The 17051-nt window shown below is 62.5% G+C and carries 16 protein-coding genes; 14 read left to right on the top strand and 2 right to left on the bottom strand.

The features are described 5' to 3' along the window. The first annotated feature begins 6 nt into the window (after positions 1–6). From tauB to tauD, 3 genes are read left to right on the top strand one after another with little or no spacing between them, the layout of a single operon-like run. Positions 7–786: a taurine ABC transporter ATP-binding subunit gene (gene tauB, locus HU773_RS02020; protein ID WP_057437050.1), complete on the top strand. Its 780-nt coding sequence runs from the start codon at positions 7–9 to the stop codon at positions 784–786. Further along, the gene (gene tauC / locus HU773_RS02015; protein WP_169990610.1) at positions 783–1610 is read left to right on the top strand and encodes a taurine ABC transporter permease TauC; all 828 of its coding nucleotides are present in this window, start codon (positions 783–785) and stop codon (positions 1608–1610) included. Before tauB ends, tauC begins: the two co-directional genes overlap by 4 nt. Before the next feature lie 12 nt (positions 1611–1622). Next, positions 1623–2459, top strand: coding sequence for a taurine dioxygenase (gene tauD, locus HU773_RS02010; RefSeq protein WP_057437048.1), 837 nt, complete (start codon positions 1623–1625; stop codon positions 2457–2459). 49 nt (positions 2460–2508) lie between these two features. Here tauD and betT read toward each other — a convergent pair whose 3' ends face one another. Together betT and epsC are read right to left on the bottom strand one after the other, a co-directional pair. Beyond that, positions 2509–4473, bottom strand: a complete 1965-nt coding sequence (gene betT / locus HU773_RS02005) for a choline transporter BetT (RefSeq protein ID WP_162947780.1) — start codon at positions 4471–4473, stop codon at positions 2509–2511. A gap of 408 nt (positions 4474–4881) precedes the next feature. Continuing rightward, positions 4882–5808, bottom strand: a complete 927-nt coding sequence (gene epsC, locus HU773_RS02000; RefSeq protein WP_186625083.1) for a serine O-acetyltransferase EpsC — start codon at positions 5806–5808, stop codon at positions 4882–4884. Positions 5809–5974: 166 nt separating this feature from the next. Between epsC and HU773_RS01995 the strand changes: the two genes are divergently transcribed. The 11 genes from HU773_RS01995 to HU773_RS01945 all read left to right on the top strand — a co-directional run bounded on the left by HU773_RS01995 (position 5975) and on the right by HU773_RS01945 (position 17045). Beyond that, a complete protein-coding gene (locus HU773_RS01995) occupies positions 5975–6967 on the top strand; it encodes a D-cysteine desulfhydrase (protein ID WP_169990611.1) in 993 nt (330 codons plus the stop codon). Positions 6968–7144: 177 nt separating this feature from the next. After that, a complete protein-coding gene (tcyJ, locus tag HU773_RS01990) occupies positions 7145–7939 on the top strand; it encodes a cystine ABC transporter substrate-binding protein (protein WP_057437040.1) in 795 nt (264 codons plus the stop codon). After that, complete coding sequence (tcyL, locus tag HU773_RS01985; protein WP_032884921.1) at positions 7939–8604, top strand: cystine ABC transporter permease; 666 nt, start codon at positions 7939–7941, stop codon at positions 8602–8604. The genes tcyJ and tcyL overlap by 1 nt, the downstream gene beginning before the upstream one ends. Before the next feature lie 3 nt (positions 8605–8607). Further along, positions 8608–9354, top strand: a complete 747-nt coding sequence (tcyN, locus tag HU773_RS01980; RefSeq protein ID WP_057437038.1) for an L-cystine ABC transporter ATP-binding protein TcyN — start codon at positions 8608–8610, stop codon at positions 9352–9354. 305 nt (positions 9355–9659) lie between these two features. After that, complete coding sequence (locus HU773_RS01975; RefSeq protein ID WP_186625081.1) at positions 9660–10436, top strand: hypothetical protein; 777 nt, start codon at positions 9660–9662, stop codon at positions 10434–10436. Positions 10437–10620: 184 nt separating this feature from the next. Next, positions 10621–11862: an SfnB family sulfur acquisition oxidoreductase gene (locus HU773_RS01970; protein ID WP_186625079.1), complete on the top strand. Its 1242-nt coding sequence runs from the start codon at positions 10621–10623 to the stop codon at positions 11860–11862. A 23-nt stretch (positions 11863–11885) separates the two neighbouring features. Further along, positions 11886–13079 (top strand): SfnB family sulfur acquisition oxidoreductase, encoded by a 1194-nt coding sequence (locus HU773_RS01965; protein WP_169990614.1) that lies wholly within the window; start codon positions 11886–11888, stop codon positions 13077–13079. After that, on the top strand, positions 13079–14440 hold the full coding sequence (locus HU773_RS01960; RefSeq protein ID WP_186625077.1) for an LLM class flavin-dependent oxidoreductase: 1362 nt from the start codon (positions 13079–13081) through the stop codon (positions 14438–14440). Before HU773_RS01965 ends, HU773_RS01960 begins: the two co-directional genes overlap by 1 nt. 43 nt (positions 14441–14483) lie before the next feature. Then, positions 14484–15293: a MetQ/NlpA family ABC transporter substrate-binding protein gene (locus HU773_RS01955; protein ID WP_169959980.1), complete on the top strand. Its 810-nt coding sequence runs from the start codon at positions 14484–14486 to the stop codon at positions 15291–15293. 2 nt (positions 15294–15295) lie between these two features. After that, entirely contained in the window at positions 15296–16411 is a 1116-nt protein-coding gene (locus HU773_RS01950) for a methionine ABC transporter ATP-binding protein (RefSeq protein WP_169990616.1), read from the top strand. After that, positions 16401–17045 carry a methionine ABC transporter permease gene (locus HU773_RS01945; RefSeq protein ID WP_057957985.1) on the top strand — a complete coding sequence of 215 codons (645 nt, stop codon included), beginning with the start codon at positions 16401–16403 and terminating at the stop codon, positions 17043–17045. The genes HU773_RS01950 and HU773_RS01945 overlap by 11 nt, the downstream gene beginning before the upstream one ends. Positions 17046–17051 lie beyond the last annotated feature (6 nt).

The following is a 17051-nucleotide window of genomic DNA, read 5'->3' as shown; positions in this document are numbered from 1 at the left end:
ATCGCGATGGCCTTGCTACAGCTGGAGCGCATCAGCGCACAGTACCCAGGCGCAACCACGCCCGTGCTGGCGGATATTTCCCTGACCCTCGGCCCCCAGCAATTGCTGGTGGCCCTCGGCCCTTCCGGCAGTGGCAAGACTTCGCTGTTGAACCTGATTGCCGGCTTCGTCGAACCCAGCGCCGGACGCATCACCCTCGATGGCGTGCCCGTGCAAGGCCCGAGTGCCGAGCGTGGCGTGGTGTTCCAGGACGACGCCCTGCTGCCCTGGCAAGACGTGCTGGCCAATGTCGGCTTCGGCCTGGAGCTGGCCGGTGTGCCCAAGGCCCAGCGGCAAGTCCGCGCCCGGGAAATGCTTGCCCTGGTGGACCTGGCCGGATTTGACAGCCGGCGCATCTGGCAGCTGTCTGGCGGGCAGAAACAACGCGTCGGCCTGGCCCGCGCCCTGGCTGCCGACCCACGGGTGCTGCTGATGGACGAACCCTTCGGCGCCCTCGATGCCTTCACCCGTGAACAGATGCAGGAGCTGCTGCTGCAAGTCTGGCGGCGCACGGCCAAGCCGGTATTCCTGATCACCCATGACATCGAAGAAGCGGTGTTCCTCGCCACCGACCTGATTCTGCTGGCGCCCAACCCCGGGCAAATCGTCGAGCGCCTGAGCCTGGACTTTGGCCAGCGTTACGCGGCCGGCGAGTCGGCCCGTGCGATCAAGTCCGACCCACGGTTTATCGAAACCCGCGAACACGTGCTGGGCAAAGTGTTCTCGCAACGGCAGGAGTCCGCATGAGCAGTTATGAAATCCCGGCCACCGCCGTTAGCCCAGCCACCCCGTCGCTGCGCCGCAATCTGAGCACACGCTGGATCAGCGGGCTGACCCTGGGTGCGCTGCTGGCGCTGTGGTGGGCCGTGACCGCCAGCGGGCTGATCGAGCCGCTGTTCCTGCCGCCTCCGTCTGCCGTGCTGCAAAAGGGCTGGCTGCTGGCGACCAGCGGCTATATGGACTCCACCCTCTGGCAGCACCTGGGTGCCAGCCTTGGCCGTATCGGCCTGGGCCTGGGCTTTGCAGTGCTGACCGCCGTGCCGATCGGCATTGCTATCGGCGCCAACCGCATCGCCCGCGGCATTCTCGACCCGCTGATCGAGTTCTACAGGCCGATCCCGCCGCTGGCCTACCTGCCCTTGATCGTGATCTGGTGCGGCATCGGTGAGCTGTCCAAGGTGTTGCTGATCTACCTGGCGATCTTCGCCCCGATTGCCATCGCCACCGCCACCGGCGTGCGCACGGTCGACCCGGCCAAATTGCGCGCAGCGCAGTCCCTGGGCGCCACGCGGGCGCAGTTGATCCGCCATGTGATCTTGCCCAGCGCCCTGCCCGATATCCTTACCGGCGTGCGCATCGGCCTGGGTGTCGGTTGGTCGACCCTGGTGGCCGCCGAGTTGATCGCCGCCACCAGCGGCCTGGGGTTCATGGTGCAGTCGGCCGCGCAATTTTTGGTCACCGACGTGGTGGTACTGGGCATCCTGGTGATCGCGCTGATCGCCTTTGCCATGGAAATGGGCCTGCGCGCCCTGCAGCGTAAATGGGTGCCTTGGCATGGCCAGGCCCACTAGGAAGAGAACAACATGAGCCACCTGACCGTTACCCCCTTAAGCACCGCCCTGGGCGCCCAGATCAGTGGCGTCGATATCACCCAGGCGCTGAACCTCGAACAGCGCGACGCCATCGAGCGCGCGCTGCTCCAGCATTCGGTGCTGTTCTTTCGCGACCAGCCGATCACCCCGCAGCAGCAAGCGCGCTTCGCGGCGAATTTCGGTGACCTGCACATTCACCCGATCTACCCCAACGTGCCCGAGCAGCCTGAAGTGCTGGTGCTCGACACCGCCGTCACCGACGTGCGCGACAATGCCATCTGGCACACCGACGTGACCTTCCTGCCCACCCCGGCCCTGGGCGCGGTGCTCAGCGCCAAGCTGCTGCCGGCCTTTGGCGGTGACACGTTGTGGGCCAGCGGTATTGCGGCCTACGAGGCACTGTCGGAACCGATGAAGATTTTTTTGACCGGCCTGACGGCAACCCATGACTTCACCCGCTCGTTCCCTCAGGAACGTTACGGCAACACCGCCCAAGACCTGGCCCGCTGGGAAGAAGCGCGCAAAAAGAACCCTCCCCTGTCCCACCCGGTGATCCGCACCCACCCGGTCAGCGGGCGTAAATCGCTGTTTGTCAGTGAGGGTTTCACCAGCAAGATCAACGAACTGGAGCCGGCCGAAAGCGAAGTCATCCTCAAGCTGTTGTTCGCCCACGCCACTCGCCCGGAATTCACCCTGCGCTGGCGCTGGCAAGCCAACGACGTGGCCTTCTGGGACAACCGCGTGACGCAGCACTACGCCGTGGACGACTATCGGCCACAGCGGCGTGTGATGCATCGGGCGACGATTCTGGGTGATGTGCCGTTCTGATCCGACACGCCCTGTAGGCGCCGGCAAGCCGGCGCCTACAAAGGTTGCATCAGCGGACCAGATGCAGGAACTGCAAGTGCCGTTCGTACTGGTCGAGGATGTCGTTGATGATCTGCTCTTTGGTGTAGCCCACCAGGTCGTAATCCTGGCTGCCTTCGCTCAAGTGCACTTCCGCGCGGTAGTAGCGACGGTTGTTGATTGCCTTCGAGCCCAGGCCACCGAGGGCAAAGGACGGCGTGAAGTAGCCGCGCATCTGCACCTGATAGACAAACGGACGCTCTTCGCCATGGCCGATTTCCAGGCTGACGCTGTCGTTGGACGGGTCAGGCTGGGTGACGACGTTCAGGCCCTTCTCGACAAACACTGCCGTCACTTCTTCAATCGCCGGGCGTACCGTGGTTTCGAGGAAGCGGTACACCTCATCGCGCGACGGGAAATGCACCGCCTGGCTCAGGCGCTGGCGCCAGCCGCCACGGCCCCTGCGGGAGGCCGCCGAGACGGGTGCCAGGGAATGCATCCGGGCGATCTGCTTCTGCGATTCGAGGTAGAACGCCTTGTGCAGCCCCCACATCATCAACAGCAGGATCAACGAGAACGGTAACGACGTCAGCACCACCGCCGATTTGAGCGAGTCAATGCTACCGGCGAACAGCAAGGCGCTGGTCACCAGCGCGGTCATGGCGCCCCAGAACACCCGCAGCCACTTCGGCCCGTCTTCATCGGCATTGCCGCCCTTGGACGACAGGGTCGACAGCACCACGGTGCCGGAGTCGGCCGAGGTGACAAAGAACACAAAACTGATAAACACCGTGACCGCGATGACAGTCTTGCTCCATGGATAGGTTTCCAGCAGCAGGTACAGGCTCATCGACGGGTTGTCGATAGCCGACTGCCCCAGCGCCGCCATGCCGTGGTTGAGCACCTGGTCAATCGCACTGTTGCCGAAGATCGACATCCAGGCCAGGGTGAAACCCAGGGGGATCAGGAGCACACCGAAGACAAATTCGCGGATGGTCCGGCCACGGGAAATGCGTGCGATAAACAGGCCCACGAACGGCGACCATGCGATCCACCAGGCCCAATAAAACACGGTCCAGCCGCCGAGCCAATCGCTGGGCTCGTTGTAGGCGTAGACGTCAAAACTCTTGGTCGGCAGTGCGCCAAGGTAGTCACCGATGTTCTGGATCAGGGTGTTGAGCAAATGCTGGGTGGGCCCGGCGAACAACACAAACAGCAGCAGCGCACAGGCCAGCAGCATGTTGATGTCGGACATGACCCGCACACCCTTGTCGACACCGGCCACTGCGACCAGGATCGCCGCGCCCATCATCAGGGTGATCAGGCCGACCTGGATCCATTGGGTGTGGGCGATGCCGAACAGGTAGTCCAGGCCCGAGTTGAGGTGCAACACCCCAAAACCCATGTCCGCGCCCAGGCCGAACACCGTGGCGATGATGCCGAAGCCATCCACCGCATAGCCGATGGGGCCATTGATGCGCTTGCCGATCAGCGGGTACAGCGCCGAACGCAAGGCCAGCGGCAGGTTATGCCGGTAGGCGAAGTACGCCAGGGCCATGCCGACGAACGCAAAGACGCCCCAGCCATGCAGGCCCCAATGCAGAAACAGCACCTGCATGGCCTGGCGCGCCGCGTCGGCGTTCAAGGCCTCGCCCTGGGGCGGTTGCACCAGGTGGGTCAAGGGTTCCGAGACGCAGAAGAAAAACAGCGTGATGCTGATCCCGGCGGCAAACAGCATGCCGGCCCAGGACAGGTAACTGAATTCGGGCTCGTCGTGGTCGGCACCGAGTTTGATCTTGCCGTAGCCAGACAACGCGGTGACCACCACGAAGACCAGATACAGGGTCATCGCCAGCATGTAGTACCAGCCGACCGTATTGGCCGCCCAGTTTTGCGCGGCCAGCAACCAGGCGCCGGCCTGCTCGGGGATCGCGATTACGGTGACACCAAACAGCAGGATGAAGCTGGCGGCGAAGTAAAACACCGGTGCATTCATACGCACCTGGCCGCTTGAAGGAACAGACGATGCACTCATGAACGGTGCACCTCGAGGGTATTGGATGTGGCTGTATAAAACGGACTCAGCAAAGGTAAGCCTCCTGTTGTGAGCGGGCAGCGAACCACCGGTTTAACTTGAACGAACGTTCAAGTTAAACATGGATAGGCGGTCTGGGACTAATCGCAGGGCTGAGTGGTAGGTAATTCCTACACTAGCTCAAGGAAGGGTATGACGTGTGGGGAAGGTAAAACGTTCAGCGATTGCTGGCCTAAATTGAAATGCCATCCCCTGTGGGAGCGGACTTGCCCGCGACAACTGAGTGTCAGGTTAGAGGTATTTGACTGGCCTACCGCCATCGCGGGCAAGCCCGCTCCCACACAAGCCCGCTCCCCCATCAGGTCGTCGCTACTTCTGCGTCCCGTCATCATGCTGCAAGTTCGCCTGCGTGATATTCGCCCCCACCGGCACGCTGCGGGTCAGCCACACGTTGCCGCCAATGGTCGAACCCTTGCCGATGGTGATTCGCCCCAGGATCGTCGCCCCGGCGTAGATCACCACATCGTCCTCGACAATCGGGTGTCGTGGATGGCCCTTCTGCAACTGCCCATCTTCATCCGCCGGGAAACGCTTGGCGCCCAGGGTCACCGCCTGATAGATACGCACCCGCTCGCCAATGATCGCCGTTTCGCCAATCACCACACCCGTGCCGTGGTCGATAAAGAAGCTCGGGCCGATCTGCGCGCCTGGGTGAATGTCGATGCCAGTGGCCGAATGCGCGATTTCCGCGCTGATCCGCGCGAGCAGAGGCAGCCCGGCGCGATACAAATGGTGGGCCAGGCGATGGTGGATCACCGCGAGAATGCCCGGATAGCACAGCAGCACCTCATCCACCGTGCGTGCAGCCGGATCCCCGTGATAGGCCGCCAGCACATCGGTGTCCAACAGGCTGCGCAGCGCCGGCAAAGCCAGGGCAAAGTCCTGGATCAAGCGGATGGCCAGTGCATCGACTTCCTTATCGGCATTGCCGCCCTGGCGCGCGGCGTAGCGCAACTCCAGGCGGGCCTGGGCGAGCAAGGCGTTGAGCGCCACATCCAGGGTATGGCCGACGTAGAAGTCCTCACTTTCCTCACGCAGATCCACCGGGCCCAGGCGCATGGGGAACAGCGCACCGCACAGCGCTTCAAGAATTTGCGCCACGGCCTCGCGCGACGGTAACTCGCGACCGCCCTGCTCGCCGCTGACCCGCCCATTGCGGGTACGCCACTGATCCCGGGCGCCGCGCAACTGGCTGACGATGGTCTGTAACTGCCAATGACTGGAACGCTCACTCACGGTATTCCCTCCTGAGGTAATGGCCACACTTTACGGTATGCAACCGGGCGGCCCTTAAGAACCAATGGTGCGATGCTAATAACACTTTGGCATAAGCATCTGGCGGTTGCCCCGGCAAAAAGCCCTGCCTATAGTCCTCCCCATCTTCTATTACCCGTGCGTAACCATGATCAAACAACAGCTCGACCGTTTTAATCGTCTGAACCTGCTGGGCGGCGCCACCGCCCTGGAAAAACTCGAACGACTGTCGACCTGGCTGGGCCGTGATATCTACATCAAGCGCGATGACACCACGCCGCTGGCCATGGGCGGCAACAAGCTGCGCAAGCTCGAATACCTCGCCGCCGATGCCCTGGCCCAAGGCGCCGACACGTTGATCACCGCCGGCGCGATCCAGTCCAACCATGTGCGCCAGACCGCAGCCCTCGCCGCCAAGCTGGGCCTGGGCTGTGTCGCCCTGCTGGAAAATCCCACGGGCACCGACGACCCCAACTACCTGGGCAACGGCAACCGCCTGTTGGTCGAGCTGTTCGACGCCAAGGTCGAATTGGTCGAAAACCTGGACAACGCCGACGAGCAACTCAACGCCCTGGCCGAACGCCTGCGCAGCAATGGTAAAAACCCCTACATAGTGCCCATTGGCGGCTCCAACGCCCTGGGCGCCCTGGGTTATGTGCGGGCCGGGCTGGAACTGGCCGGGCAAATCGAAGACAGCGGCCTGCAGTTCGCGGCAGTGGTCCTGGCCTCCGGCAGCGCCGGCACCCACAGCGGCCTGGCCCTGGCGTTGAGTGAAGTGCTGCCGGACTTGCCGGTGATTGGCGTCACCGTGTCGCGCACCGACGAAGCGCAACGGCCCAAGGTCCAAGGCCTGGCCGAGCGCACGGCGCAGTTGTTGGGGGTGACGGTACCCTACGCCTTCAACGTGATTTTATGGGACGAATACTTCGCCCCGCGCTACGGCGAACCCAACGCCGGCACCCTGGCGGCAATCAAGCTGCTGGCAAGCCAGGAAGGCCTGTTGCTGGACCCGGTCTACACCGGCAAGGCCATGGCCGGGTTGCTCGACGGTATCGGTCGCCAGGCCTTCGCTGAAGGGCCGATCATCTTCCTGCACACCGGCGGCGCGCCGGCGTTGTTTGCCTATGACTCAGTGTTCTGATTGGACACATTGAATCTCTACTTAATATGCAAAAATGGAATATAAAGTTTAATTTATATTATTTTTAACGCTTTCAAACTCGCCCTATAGTCGCGCTCCCACACACCGCGTTTTTAGGGCAGGATACGACCACTGCGTCACCTGCTTCGCTCACCATAAAAAACACAGGGGCTTGTCATGACTATTTCTGTACTGCGTCGCACGTTGCTGGTTGGCACATTGGGCCTGGCGCTTGGCGCCGGCTTGCTGGGCCAGGCAGTTGCCGGCGAGCAACTGGGCAACATCAAGAAGGCCGGCGAGATCAAGATCGGCCTGGAAGGCACCTACCCACCGTTCAGTTTCGTCGATGAAAACGGCAAACTCAGTGGCTTTGAAGCCGAGCTGTCCGAAGCCCTGGCCAAGGAACTGGGGGTCAAGGTCAAGCTGCAGGCTACCCCGTGGGACGGCATCCTCGCCGCCCTGGAATCCAAGCGCCTCGACGCAGTGGTCAACCAGGTGACGATCTCCGAAGAGCGCAAGAAAAAATACGATTTCTCCAAGCCCTACACCGTCTCCGGGATCCAGGCGCTGACCCTGGCGAAAAACGTCGACACCATCAAGACCGCCGACGACCTGGCCGGCAAGAAAGTCGGGGTGGGCCTTGGCACCAACTACGAACAATGGCTCAAAGACAACCAACCCAAAGCCATCATCAAGACCTATAACGACGACCCCACCAAATTCCAGGACCTGCGCATTGGCCGTATCGACGCGATTCTGATCGACCGCCTGGCGGCCCTGGAATATGCGAAAAAAGCCAAGGACACCGCCGCTGCCGGTGAAGCCTTCTCCCGCCAGGAAGCCGGGATTGCCCTGCGCAAAGGCGAGCCTGAATTGCTTGAAGCGGTCAACCAGGCCCTCGACAAACTGCGCGCCGACGGCACTTTGAAGAAGCTGTCCGAGAAATACTTCAACGCTGACGTCACCCAATAATGGAAGCAGGTTTCCAACTCGCGCTCGATTCCGCGCCCTTTCTGCTCAAGGGCGCGTACTACACGGTGATTCTCAGCCTCGGCGGGATGTTTTTCGGCTTGCTGCTGGGCTTCGGCCTGGCCTTGATGCGCCTGTCGCGCTTCAAGCTCTTGAGCTGGACGGCCAGGGTCTACGTCTCGTTCTTTCGCGGCACGCCGTTGCTGGTGCAGCTGTTCTTGATCTACTACGGCTTGCCGCAGGTGGGCATCGAGCTGGATCCGATCCCGGCAGCGATGATCGGCTTCTCGCTGAACATGGCGGCCTATGCCTGTGAAATCCTGCGCGCCGCCATTGCCTCCATCGAGCGTGGCCAGTGGGAAGCTGCCGCCAGTATCGGCATGACCCGCGCACAGACCTTGCGCCGGGCCATCCTGCCGCAGGCGATGCGTACGGCCCTGCCGCCCCTGGGCAACAGCTTTATTTCGCTGGTAAAAGATACGGCGCTGGCCGCCACCATCCAGGTGCCCGAGCTGTTCCGCCAGGCCCAACTGGTATCGGCACGCACCTTTGAAATTTTCACCATGTACCTGTCCGCAGCCCTGATCTACTGGGTTCTGGCCAGCATCCTGGCGCATTTTCAGAATCGCCTGGAAGACCGGGTCAACCGGCATGACCTGGAGTCTTGAAGCATGATCGTGGTTGAAAAACTGACCAAACAATTCAAGGGTCAGGTGGTGCTCAACGGGATCGACCTGGAGGTCCAGGAAGGCGAAGTTGTCGCCATCATTGGCCCCAGCGGCTCCGGCAAGACCACCTTCCTGCGCTGCCTGAATTTCCTCGAAGAACCCACCAGTGGCCGGATCAAGGTCGGCGACATCGAGATCGACGGCAGCCGCCCGCTCAACCAGCAACAGGGCCTGGTGCGGCGCCTGCGCCAGCATGTGGGTTTTGTGTTCCAGGGCTTTAACTTGTTCCCCCATCGCACCGCCCTGGAGAACGTCATCGAAGGCCCGCTGGTGGTCAAGAAGATGCCACGCGAAGCCGCTGACCGCCTCGGTCGCGCACTGCTGGCCAAGGTTGGCCTGGCGGGCAAGGAAGACGCCTACCCCCGGCGCCTGTCCGGTGGCCAGCAGCAAAGGGTGGCCATTGCTCGAGCCTTGGCGATGGAGCCGGAAGTGATCCTGTTCGATGAACCGACCTCGGCCCTCGACCCGGAGTTGGTAGGCGAAGTCCTGGCGACCATCCGCAGCCTCGCCGAAGAGAAACGCACCATGGTCATCGTCACCCACGAAATGAGCTTTGCCCGTGACGTGGCCAACCGGGTGATCTTCTTCGACAAGGGTGTGATCGTCGAGCAAGGCGAAGCCAAGGCGCTGTTTGCCAACCCAAGGGAAGAACGCACCCGGCAGTTCCTCAGCAAATTCCTCACCCACTGACCCACCCCCTGTAGGAGCCGGCTTGCCGGCGCCTACAAGGTTTGTGACTTTCGGAAAAATCCCCGTATTCATTCGGCAAAGTGCCTGTCAAAACCCCCTTTAATAACACCCTCCAGTAAGACCCTTCTGAATAATCCCAAACCCGCCGTTTAGCCTTTTGCCGCCATTGACGCCCCCTGGCCAACCCTCTTATCTAGGGCTCAAAGGATTGGATCCCATCCTGGCTTTTCAAAAAAATCGTTCCTTTCGAACCCCACGCCTGAGGTTCGGAACGATCGCTGCTGGCTGCATCAAGGAGATTATTTATGACGCACATCACCCCCCTGACCATGCTCGCCGCGCCGACAGTACCCCAAGCTCATAAACAAGGTATCAACGCGCAGGCCGCCACTCATTTGCAGGTCGATATCGCCCCCTACCCGGACATGGGCAAGGGCGACTTGATCGAGTTGTTCTGGAACAACTGCTTTGCCGCCTCCAAGCGTGTAGGCACCGCCGATATCGGCTTAACCAGCCATCTGCGGGTGCCCGAAAGCTTTGTGCAAAACGGTGCTGCACGCATTCATTACCGGGTCATGCAAGTGGGGCGCGGCCCGGCGCGCTCCATGATTACCCAGGTGCAGGTCAAGACCGCTTGCCCGGGTGGGCCGCCTTCAGTGCTGTGTGCCGAAGAAAACCAGAACCTGGCCCCCGTCGCCCTGCCCGAAACCATCCGCCGCCATGGCGTCAACCCCAGCCAGATCCGCCGGGGCGTGCCGTTGACCATCGAGCCCTACCTGAACATGGCCGCCGGTGATGCAATCACTCTGCGCTGGGGCGACGCGCGCCTGGACCTGCCCCCGATCCAGGCCGCCGAGGTGGGGCACCCCGTGCAGGTCTGGGTGCCTTCGGCGCTGATCCTGGAGGCCGGGGACGATGCCCGCCAGGAGGTCACCTACTGCGTGATCGACCGCGTGGGCAACAACTCGCGCTGGGCGCCCGGGCGCATCGTGAGCATCGCCCAGGCCAACGCCACAGGCGCAGCCGATGCTTTGTCGGTGTACCAGCCCCGGCGCCCTGGCTCGCCGTGCGAACCGGGGTGACAGACCTTCTATGCATATTCCTAAAAGTTAGTTTATTTAAAAAATAAACACGATTAGGGTATATGCACCGGACCACCGGACATTCCTGATTTTTAGCTTTTCCACGGATGTGAGGTAGGTATGGTCAACATTACCCCGGTGCACAACGCCAGGGCATCACGTGTCGCCACGCAGGGGCGCACCGATGTCTAACTTGGCGCAATCGCCCCTCCAGAGCGATCTGGATATCGCCCCGCTGCTGTTGCCCACCCAGGTGCTGCGCAACGACAGTGAAGCCCTCGCCGCTGCCCACGCGCTTGCCCAGGCCGCCCGCCTGCAAGCCGGGCTGCGCGACCGCCAGCGCAAACTGCCCTGGGCCGAAATCGAACAGTTCACCCGCAGTGGCCTGGGGAGCATTTCCATCCCCCGCGAATACGGCGGCCCGCAAGTGTCGTTTGTGACCCTGGCTGAAGTGTTCGCGATTATCAGCGCCGTCGACCCGGCCCTGGGGCAGATCCCGCAGAACCATTTTGGCATCTTGCACGTGCTGCAAGGCGCCGCCAGCGAATCACAGAAAAAACAGCTGTTCCAAAGCGTGCTCGACGGCTGGCGCATCGGCAATGGCGGGCCGGAACGCGGTACCAAAAACACCCTGGATGTGAAAGCCCGGATCAGCGCCGAGGGTGACGATTTTGTCATCAACGGCCAGAAGTTCTACTCCACCGGCGCGCTGTTTGCCCATTGGGTCGCGGTCAAGGCCCTGGACGACGAAGGCCGCCAGGTCATGGCGTTTGTGCGCCGTGGCACCCCGGGATTGCGCATCGTCGATGACTGGTCGGGCTTTGGCCAACGCACCACCGCCAGCGGCACCGTGTTGCTGAACAATGTGCCAGTGGACGCCGATCTGGTGGTACCGATCTGGCGCCTGGGGCAAACCCCGGGCATCCAGGGCGCGGTCTCGCAATTGATCCAGGCGGCCATCGACGCCGGCATCGCCCGTGGCGCCCTCGACGACACCATCAGTTTTGTCCGTGAACGCTCGCGGCCGTGGATCGACGCCAAGGTCGAACGGGCCAGCGACGACCTCTATGTGATCGCCGACATCGGCAAGCTGAAAATCGAACTGCATGCCGCCGAAGCTCTGCTGCGCAAGGCCGGCCAGGTGCTGGACCAGGTCAGCGCCGCGCCCATCACCGCACACTCCGCCGCCCGGGCCTCGATTGCCGTGGCACAAGCCAAGGTGCTGACCACCGAAGTCTCGCTGCAGGTCAGCGAGAAACTCTTCGAACTGGCCGGCAGCCGCGCCACCCTCGCCGAGTTCAACCTCGACCGCCACTGGCGCAATGCACGGGTGCACACCCTGCACGACCCGGTGCGCTGGAAGTATCACGCGGTGGGCGCCTGGCACCTCAACGGAACCTTGCCGGCCCGGCATTCCTGGATCTGACGACCAGACCTCTGGAGAAAAACATGACGCTTTCCCATTCCGTCGCGGTCATCACCAGCGATGAACAAGCCCTGATTGTCGCCAGCGACCTGGCCGAAGACTTTCGCCGCGACAGCGCCCTGCGCGACCGTGAACGCCGCCTGCCGCTCGCCGAACTGGAAGCCTTTTCCCGCTCCGGCCTGTGGGGCATCAGCGTGCCCAAGGCATACGGCGGCGCTGGCGTGTCCAACGTCACCCTGGCCAAGGTCATTGCCCTGATCGCCCAGGCCGATGCCTCGTTGGGGCAGATCCCGCAGAACCATTTTTATGCCCTGGAAGTGCTGCGCATCAATGGCAGCCCGGCGCAGCAACAACGCCTGTATGCCGAGGTGCTGGCCGGCCAGCGCTTTGGCAATGCCCTGGCAGAACTGGGCACCAAGACCGCCCATGACCGGGTGACGAAACTTGTGCGCGACGGCGACGGTTTTCGTATCAGCGGCCGCAAGTTCTACGCCACCGGCGCGATCTACGCCCAGCGCATTCCCACCTCGGTGGTGGATGAGCACGGCGTGCAGCAACTGGCCTTTGTGCCACATGACAGCCAGGGCCTGACGGTGATCGACGACTGGAGCGGCTTCGGCCAGCGCACCACCGGCAGCGGTTCGGTGGTGTTCGACAATGTGTGGGTCGCAGCCGAAGACGTGATCCCGTTCCAGAGCGCCTTCGAGCGCCCGACCACCGTGGGCCCGCTGGCGCAGATCCTTCACGCGGCCATCGACACCGGCATCGCCCGCGCCGCCTTTGAAGATGCCCTGCATTTTGTGCGCACCAAGACCCGGCCGTGGATCGACTCGGGCAATGACACGGCCAGCGAAGACCCGCTGACCCTGAAAAGCTTCGGCCACCTGAGCATCCGCCTGCACGCCACCGAAGCCCTGCTGGAGCGCTCCGGCGAATTCCTCGACCGCGCCCAGGCCGACAGCAATGCGCAAACCGTCGCGGCGGCGTCGATTGCCGTGGCTGAAGTACGTGCCCTGAGCACCGAGATTTCCCTGGCCGCCGGCAGCGCCCTGTTCGAACTCGCCGGCAGCCAGGCAACCCTCGCCGAGCATGGCCTGGACCGCCACTGGCGCAACGCCCGGGTGCACACCCTGCACGACCCGGTGCGCTGGAAGTACCACGCCGTCGGCAATTATTACCTCAACGATGAAAACCCGCCGCTGCGGGGGACCATCTGATGTCGAAGAAAAAGATCCTGCTCAATGCCTTCAACATGAACTGCATCGGGCATATCAACCATGGCCTGTGGACGCATCCACGGGACACCTCGACCCAGTACAAGACCGTCGAATACTGGACCGAACTGGCGCAACTGCTGGAGCGTGGGCTGTTCGACGGCTTGTTTATCGCCGACATCGTTGGCGTGTACGACGTCTATCAAGGCTCGGTCGAGGTGCCGCTCAAGGAGTCGATCCAACTGCCAGTCAACGACCCACTGCTACTGGTCTCGGCCATGGCCGCCGTAACGAAAAACCTCGGCTTCGGCCTGACCGCCAACCTGACTTACGAGCCGCCGTATCTGTTCGCCCGGCGCATGTCCACCCTCGATCACCTGAGCCGTGGCCGGGTGGGCTGGAACATCGTCACCGGCTACCTGGACAGCGCCGCCAAGGCCATGGGCCTCAACGAGCAGGTCGAACATGACCGGCGCTACGACCAGGCCGACGAGTACCTGGAGGTGCTGTACAAGCTGTGGGAAGGCAGTTGGGAAGACGACGCGGTACTCAACGACCCGCAACAACGGATCTATGCCCAACCGGGCAAGGTGCACAAGGTCGAGCACCATGGCGAGTTCTATCAGGTGCAGGGCTATCACCTGTGCGAGCCCTCGCCGCAGCGCACGCCAGTGCTGTTCCAGGCCGGCAGTTCGGAGCGCGGCCTGGTGTTTGCCGGGCGCCATGCCGAGTGCGTGTTTATCAGCGGGCAGAACAAGGCCGCGACCAAGGTGCAAGTGGACAAGGTACGCGCCAGCGCGGTCGCAGCCGGGCGCAACCCAGATGACATCAAGGTGTTCATGGGGCTCAACGTGATTGTCGGCGCCACCGAGGCGCTGGCCTGGGCCAAGCATGCCGAGTACCTGAGCTACGCCAGCGCCGAGGCCGGCGTGGCACATTTCAGCGCCTCCACCGCCATCGACTTCTCGCAATACGAGCTGGACGAACCGATCCAGTACGTGAAGAGCAACGCGATCCAATCAGCCACCAAGGCCTTGCAGAACAACGACTGGACCCGGCGCAAGTTGTTGGAACAACACGCGTTGGGCGGGCGCTATATCACCCTGGTGGGTTCGCCTGCGCAGGTGGCTGATGAGCTGGAATCCTGGATCAGCGAGACCGGGCTGGATGGCTTCAACCTGACGCGCATTGTTACGCCGGAGAGCTATGTGGACTTTATCGAGCTGGTGATTCCCGAGTTGCAAAGGCGTGGGTCATACAAGACTGCTTATGAGAGCGGAACCTTGCGAGAAAAGGTCTTTCACCGCGAAGCGCACTTACCCGAACAACACACCGGTTCCACCTACCGCCACTCCCACATTTAGACCTTTATTGCTCATACCAACACCTTATGACTGGAAATCGACCATGAAAACAACACTGCTCTCCCACCCAGTCAAAGCACTGGCCCTGGCCCTCGGCCTGTTCAGCTCGGCGGTGTTTGCCGCCGATGCGCCGCTGAAAGTCGGCACCACGGCGGCCTTCGCCATTCCCCTCGAAGCCGCCGTCGAAGAGGCCGGCAAGCAGGGCCTGAAAGTCGAGCTGGTGGAGTTCACCGACTGGATCGCGCCCAACGTCAGCCTCGCCGCCGGCGATATCGACGTGAATTACTTCCAGCACATTCCGTTCCTGGAAAACGCTAAGGCCGCCGCCGGTTTTGACCTGGTGCCGTTCAAGCCGGGGATCATCAATAACGTCGGTCTGTACTCGAAAAAATTCAAAAGCTTCGATGAGCTGCCCCAGGGCGCCAGCGTGGCCATCGCCAACGACCCGATCAACAGCGGGCGCGGCCTACAACTGCTGGCCAAGGCCGGCCTGATCACCCTCAAGCCGGGCGTGGGCTACAAGGCCACCGAAGACGACATCGTCGCCAACCCGAAAAAGCTCAAGATCCTGCAGGTCGAAGCGGTGCAGCTAGTGCGCGCCTATGACGACGCCGACCTGGTGCAGGGCTACCCGGCCTATATCCGCCTGTCCAAGACCTTCAATGCCGAGTCGGCGCTGCTGTTCGATGGCCTTGACCACCCGGAATACGTGATCCAGTTCGTGACCCAGCCCAAGGGCACAACCGACCCACGGGTGATCAAGTTCGTCGAGATCTACCAGCATTCGCCGGTGGTCCGCGCGGCCCTGGATAAATCCCTGGGCACGCTGTACCAAGTCGGCTGGGAAGGCTGAATATGAGCGCCGCCAATGCCCAACTGCGCGACCTGGGCACACTGCCCAGGGACGCGCAACAGACAGAGCTACACCCTGACTTGAACCACGCCCATGTGCGTTTTATCAACCTGGGCAAAACCTACGACGGCACGGTGCATGCGCTGCAAGGCATCGACCTGGCGATCCAGCGTGGCGAAGTGTTCGGCATCATCGGCCGCAGCGGCGCCGGCAAGTCGTCGCTGATCCGCACCATCAACCGCCTGGAACAACCCAGCAGCGGCCGAGTGCTGATCGACCAGGTGGATATCGGCGATTTCGACGAAGACCATCTGGTGGCCCTGCGGCGACGCATCGGCATGATCTTCCAGCACTTCAACCTGATGTCGGCCAAGACCGTGTGGCAGAACGTCGAGCTGCCACTGAAAGTCGCCGGTGTGCCCAAGCCGCAACGCGAGCACAAGGTCCGCGAGCTGCTGGAGCTGGTGGGTTTGCAGGACAAGCACCAGGCGTACCCGGCGCAGTTGTCCGGCGGGCAGAAGCAACGGGTGGGCATCGCCCGCTCGCTGGTGCACGACCCGCAGATCCTGCTGTGTGACGAAGCCACCTCGGCCCTGGACCCGGAGACCACCCAGTCGATCCTCGGCCTGTTGCGCGAGATCAATCAGCGCCTGGGCCTGACCATCGTGCTGATCACCCACGAGATGGCGGTGATCCGCGAAATCTGCGACCGCGTGGTGGTGCTGGAACACGGGCGGATCGTCGAGCAAGGCCCGGTGTGGGAAGTGTTTGGCAACCCCAAGCATCAGGTCAGTAAAACCCTGCTCGCGCCCCTGCAACATGGCTTGCCCGAGGAACTGCAAAAGCGCCTGCGGGCCACGCCAGCGTCGGTGGATGCGGCCGTGGTGCTGCGCCTGCAATTTACCGGCGCCAGCGCGGATGAACCGGACCTCGCCGCACTGTTCAGCGCCCTGGGTGGGCGCGTGCGCCTGCTGCAAGGCGGGGTCGAGCGCATCCAGGGCCACGCCCTGGGGCAATTGCTGCTGGCAGTGACCGGCTCCGCCCTGGACGCCGACACATTACGCACCCGCGCCACGCGCTGGGCACAACAGGTGGAGGTGCTGGGCTATGTGGTTTGATCGTTTATTGCAGGGCGCCATCGACACCTTGTTGATGGTCGGTGTGTCGTCGTTGATCGCGCTGCTGGTGGGTATCCCGCTGGCGGTGTTCCTGGTCACCAGCGACAAGGGCGGCATCTACCAGGCCCCCGCGTTGAATAGGGTGCTGGGGGCGTTCGTCAATCTGTTCCGCTCCATCCCGTTCCTGATTCTGATGGTGGCGCTGATCCCCTTCACCCGGCTGATTGTGGGCACCACCTACGGTGTATGGGCCGCCGTGGTACCACTGACCATCGCCGCCACGCCGTTCTTTGCGCGAATCGCCGAGGTCAGCCTGCGGGAAGTCGACCATGGCCTGATCGAAGCCGCCCAGGCCATGGGCTGCCGGCGCTGGCATATCGTCAGGCATGTGCTGTTGCCGGAAGCGCTGCCGGGGATTGTCGGCGGGTTCACCATTACTCTGGTGACCATGATCAACTCGTCGGCCATGGCCGGAGCGATTGGCGCCGGTGGCCTGGGGGATATTGCCTACCGCTACGGCTACCAGCGTTTCGACAGCCAGATCATGCTCACGGTGATTGTGTTGCTGGTCCTGCTGGTGGCCGCGATCCAACTGGGTGGCGATCGCCTGGCGCGCGGGCTGAACAAGCGCTGAGGTATA

The organism is Pseudomonas shahriarae (assembly GCF_014268455.2).
Classification (GTDB): Bacteria; Pseudomonadota; Gammaproteobacteria; order Pseudomonadales; family Pseudomonadaceae; genus Aquipseudomonas; species Aquipseudomonas shahriarae.
This window is presented reverse-complemented; position numbering and strand designations above follow the sequence as displayed.